Raw genomic sequence first — 5,327 nt, forward strand, 5'->3', positions numbered from 1 at the left:
CCCGGCGGCCGGCGGACCGGCGCCAGGCGCGAGCGGTCCTGCCGGTCCGGCGGGATCGGGCAACGCGGGCGGCCCGCATGTGACGCCGTCCGCGCGTCGCGAAGGTGAATGACATGCGACGTTCACTGCGCACGCTCACCGCGGCTTCGGTTCTCGCGTTCAGCCTGACCGGCTGCCTGCTCGGTCCGAACTATCAGCGGCCGGCGGTCGACACGCCGGCGACGTTCCGCTTCCAGGAAGGTGAAGCGGCCGATCTCGCGAACACCGAATGGTGGAAGCAATTCGACGATCCGGTGTTGAACGACCTGATCGCGACCGCGCTTGCCGACAACAAGGATGTGAAGGTCGCGGCCGCGCGCGTCGATCAGTTCCTCGGCCAGTTCTGGAGCACGCGCTCGGCGCTGCTGCCGCAGGTCGGCGCGGGTTTCAGCGCGGCGCGCGAGCGCGTCACGCAGGCGGGCCCGACACCGGTGTTCGCCAATAGCGGACCGATCTTCAACGACTTCCAGGCGCAGCTCAACGCATCATGGGAAATCGATCTGTTCGGGCGCAACCGGCGTCTGACCGAATCGGCGCGCGCCAATCTGCTGTCGACCGAGGAGGGCCGGCGCGCAACGATTCTTTCGCTGGTGTCGTCGGTCGCGTCGTCGTATATCGCGCTGTTGAGCCTCGACCATCAGCTCGACATCGCGAAGGCGACCACCGAGAGCCGTGCGGAATCGGTGCATGTGTTCGATCTGCGCTTCAAGGGCGGCGAGGTGTCGCAGATGGAGCTCGCGCAGAGCCAGTCCGAATATGAAGCGTCGGCGGCGACGATTCCGCAGCTCGAAGCGCAGATTGCGCAGCAGGAAGACGCGTTGTCGGTGCTGCTCGGCCATAACCCGGGGCCGATCCTGCGCGGCCGGGATCTGTCCGCGCTCGGCGAGCCGCAGGTGCCGGCGGGCCTGCCGTCGGACCTGCTGCAGCGCCGTCCGGATCTGCGCCAGGCCGAGCAGGACCTGGTCGCCGCGAACGCGCTGATCGGCGCGGCGCGTGCGCTGTACTTCCCGACCATCTCGCTGACCGGCCTGCTCGGCACCGAGAGCAGCCAGTTTTCGAGTCTGTTTACCGGGCCGTCGAAACTGTGGGCATTCGCCGGTTCGGTCACGCAGCCGATCTTCACCGGCGGCAATATCACCGGGCAGGTGAAGCAGGCCGAAGCGCAGCAGCAACAGGCGCTGTACACGTACCAGAAGGCCATCCAGACCGCGTTCCAGGAAGTCGACGATGCGCTGATCTCGTCGCAGAAGCTGCGCGAGCAGCTGGTGATCCAGCAGCGCCAGGTCGAGGCGCTGCGCACCTACTCGCGGATGGCGCGGCTGCGTTACGAGGGCGGCTACACGAGCTATATCGAAGTGCTCGATGCGGAGCGCAGCCTCTTCAATTCCGAGCTCAGCGAGACGCAGACGCGCCAGGCGGTGCTGACCGCTTACGTGTCGCTATACAAGGCGATGGGCGGCGGCTGGGTGATCGACGCCGAGAAGATGACGACGCAACAAACGTCGCGCACCGATGCGCAGCCCGCGCCGGGCGACGCGCCCGCGCCTGCGGAGAACGTCAAATGAACGCCGCGCGCGGCGTGCGCGATGGGCATATCGACGGCGTCGTCGCGTGTCACGAATGCGATTTGCTGCAACGCGAACAGCCGTTGCCGGTCAACGGCGTGCTGCGCTGCTGCCGCTGCCGCGCCGCGCTTTACCGGCGCCACACGGGCGGCCTCGATCGCGCGTTGGCGTATGCGCTTGCGGCGCTCGCGCTGTTCGTGCTCGCCAACGCGTTTCCGATTGTCGGGCTGTCGGTGAACGGCGACCTCGTCGAGACCACCTTGTTCGGCGCCGTGGCGGTGCTCTATCGCGACGGCATGTGGCCGCTTGCCGTGCTGATCTTCGTCACGACGCTGCTGATGCCCGCGCTGCAGTCGGCGGGTATCGTCTGGCTGCTGTTGCCGCTGCGTCTCGGCCACCGTTCGTATCGCGCCGATGTCGTGTTCAGGCTGCTGCATGTCGCGCAGTCGTGGGGCATGACCGAAGTGCTGATTCTCGGTTTGCTGGTGGCGCTCGTGAAGCTCGCGCATATCGCGAGTGTGGTGCCCGATACCGCGTTGTGGTCGTTCGGCGCGCTGATGCTGCTGCTCGCCGCGGCCGCCGCCGCATTCGACCCGCGCGATCTATGGGCGCGGCTCGAAGGTACGCCCGCCGTGCATCAGCCCGCATTCGGCCAGCCCGCGGTGAGCCGGACCGCAATCGGCCAGCCGCTGATGGGGCAGCCCGGCGCGGGCCAGTTCGCGATCGGCCGGCCCCCGATGAGCCAGCCCGACATGGGTCGGCCCGTATTGGGCCAGCCGCTGATGGCGCAGCCGGACACGGGCCAGTCCAGCACGGACCAGCCCGCAACGGACCAGCCCGCTTTCACCGCGCGCGGTGACGCAGCGGCGCCGGCCCGTCAGGCGGCGCCTGCGGCCTTCTTCGCGCGTACCGCGGCCGGCTGCGGGCGCTGCGTGTGCCACGACTGCGGGCTGCTGTCCGCACCCATCGCGGGTGCGCATGCTCATCGGCACGATTTGCGCTGCACGCGCTGCGGCAGCCGTCTGCACATGCGCAAGCCCAACAGCCTCGCACGCACGTGGGCATTCCTGCTCGCGGCGCTGGTGTTGTATCTGCCGGCCAACCTGCTGCCGGTCATGCACACCAGTTCGCTGTTCGGCGCGCAGAAGGACACCATCATGAGCGGGGTGGTCTACCTATGGACCTCCGGCTCGTGGCCGCTCGCCGTGCTGGTGTTTATCGCGAGCATCGCGGTGCCGATGCTGAAGATTTTCGCGATCGCCTTTCTCGCCGCATCGGCCAATCTCGGTTCGCGCTGGCAGCCGGTGCAGCGCGCGCGGATCTACCGGATCGTCGAACTGGTCGGCCGCTGGTCGATGCTCGACATCTATGTGATCGCCATCCTCACCGCGCTCGTGCAGTTCAACGCACTCGCGACGATCACCGCGGGCCCAGCCGCGGTGGCCTTCGGCGCGGTGGTAGTACTGACGATGTTTGCCGCCATGTCGTTCGATCCGCGGCTGACCTGGGATACAAGGCAACCAAGCCATGGCGCGTCCGCCTGATTCACCGCCGCCCGAATTGCCGGAAGCGCTCGCCGTGCCGCGTTCGCGCTGGCGCGTCCAGTGGATCTGGCTGGTGCCGGTGGTCGCGGTGCTGATCGGCGTCTGGCTCGCCGCGCAGGCGATCCTGCAGCAAGGGCCGACCATCACGATCAGCTTCAAGACCGGCGAAGGCCTCGAAGCGGGCAAGACCAAGATCAAGTTCAAGGACGTCGATATCGGCGTCGTGAAGAGTGTCGCGTTGTCGAAGGACTACACGCGCGTGATCGCGACGGCCGAGCTGACGCGCGACGCGTCCCGCATGCTGGTCGACGATACCCGCTTCTGGGTCGTGCGTCCGCGCGTGTCGGGCGGCACCGTATCGGGCATCGGCACGCTGCTGTCGGGCGCGTATATCGGCACGGACATCGGCAAGACGAAGCGCGAGCGGCGCGACTATACCGGCCTCGAGACGCCGCCGGTGTTCGCGAGCGACGTGCCGGGCAGCGAGTACGTGCTGAAGAGCGACGACCTCGGCTCGGTCGACGTCGGCACGCAGATCTATTTCCGCCGCCTGCAAGTCGGGCAGGTGACGTCGTACGAACTCGATCCGAACGGCCGGGGCGTCACGATGCGTGTGTTCATCAACGCGCCGTACGACAAATTCGTCACCCCGAATACGCGCTTCTGGCATGCGAGCGGCGTCGACGTGACGCTCAATACCGAGGGCGTGAAGGTCAATACGCAGTCGCTCGTGTCGATCCTCGTCGGCGGCCTCGCGTTCCAGACGCCGCCCGACTCGCCCGACGAGTCGCCGGCGCCCGCGCATACGACTTTCCAGCTGTTTGGCGACCGTACCGAGGCGATGAAGATGCACGATCGCATCGTCCAGACGTATGTGTTCAATTTCAAGGAGTCGGTGCGCGGACTCGTGGTCGGCGCGCCCGTCGATTTCCGCGGCATCACGATCGGCGAGGTGTCGGCGATTCATACGCGTTTCGATCCGATCACCCGGCAGTTCAGCATCCCGGTCGAGATCAGGCTTTATCCGGAGCGTTTCACGTCGCGCTACGAGTCGGAGCCGCGCGGCGGCAGGCTCACGCGCTCGCCGCGCGAGATGACCGATTTCCTCGTATCGCGCGGTATGCGCGCCCAGTTGAAGACCGGCAGCCTGATCACGGGTCAGTTGTATATCGCGCTCGACTTCTTCCCGAACGCGCCGAAGGCCGAGGTGAACTGGGATCGCGATCCGCCCGAGCTGCCGACTGTGTCGAGCGGTCTGCAATCGCTGCAGGAGTCGGTCACGGATCTGATCGCGCGGATGAACAAGATTCCGTTCGAGTCGATCGGCAAGAACGCGCAGCAGACGCTCGCGCGTGCCGATGCGCTGCTGCAGAATTTCGACTCGCAACTCGTGCCGCAAGCGCGCGACACCCTGACGGCCGCCCGTGCGACGCTCGATTCGGCGAATACCGCGCTGCAGCCGGATTCGGCGCTGCAGCAGGACACCGCCGACGCGATTCGCGAACTGTCGCGCACGGCCGCGTCGCTGCGCGCACTCGCGGAATATCTCGAACGGCATCCGGAGGCATTGATCCGGGGCAAAGCGGAGAGCGGAAAGTGATGCGTCCGACAGGCATGCTCGATGTGACGCGAAGCAGCGCGCGTGCTGTGCGCGACGCGCCCGCGTGGCTTGCGCCACGTGTGCTGAGCGCATTGGTGGCGCTCGCAGCGCTCGTGGCCCTCATGGCGCTCGCGGGTTGCAAATCGCCGAATTCGTCTTTTTATACGCTGAGCCCCGACGCATCGCTCGAGCGCACCGGCGCGCCGCTGCAGTGGGCGGTCGCGGTCGGGCCGGTGACCATACCCGAACTCGTGGACCGGCCGCAGCTCGTCACGCGCGTGTCCGACAACGAAGTCGCGCTCAACGAGTTCGCGCGCTGGGGCGAGCCGCTGAAAAGCGGCATCGCGCGCACGATTGCCGCCGACCTCGGACAGTTGCTCGGCAGCGCTCGCGTATCGGTGGCCGGCCAGGCGGCGCTCGTGCAGGAGACATGCCGCGTGCGCGTGGATATCGTGCGCTTCGATTCAGTGCCCGGCGACGCGGTGACCGTCGACGCGCAATGGGTCGTGCGCGTGCCCGGCAAGCCGCTGCCGCTGTCCGGCCGCACCGTCGCGCGCGAGCCGGTCGGCGCGGCCGGCG

Annotated in this window: 4 protein-coding genes; all 4 read left to right on the top strand. The window is 67.5% G+C overall.

Annotated elements, in window-relative coordinates:
• Positions 1-113 precede the first annotated feature (113 nt).
• Entirely contained in the window at positions 114-1,604 is a 1,491-nt protein-coding gene (locus HV675_RS31830) for an efflux transporter outer membrane subunit (RefSeq protein ID WP_175115429.1), read from the top strand.
• Positions 1,601-3,148, top strand: coding sequence for a paraquat-inducible protein A (locus HV675_RS32710; protein ID WP_246270674.1), 1,548 nt, complete (start codon positions 1,601-1,603; stop codon positions 3,146-3,148). The genes HV675_RS31830 and HV675_RS32710 overlap by 4 nt, the downstream gene beginning before the upstream one ends.
• The gene (locus tag HV675_RS31845) at positions 3,132-4,748 is read left to right on the top strand and encodes a PqiB family protein (protein ID WP_175115430.1); all 1,617 of its coding nucleotides are present in this window, start codon (positions 3,132-3,134) and stop codon (positions 4,746-4,748) included. Before HV675_RS32710 ends, HV675_RS31845 begins: the two co-directional genes overlap by 17 nt.
• Positions 4,748-5,327: PqiC family protein (locus tag HV675_RS31850; protein WP_246270675.1), on the top strand; the 580-nt coding region annotated here is incomplete at its 3' end. The genes HV675_RS31845 and HV675_RS31850, both read left to right, overlap by 1 nt.

Origin of the sequence: Paraburkholderia solisilvae (assembly GCF_902859875.1) — a bacterium.
GTDB classification, from domain to species: Bacteria; Pseudomonadota; Gammaproteobacteria; order Burkholderiales; family Burkholderiaceae; genus Paraburkholderia; species Paraburkholderia solisilvae.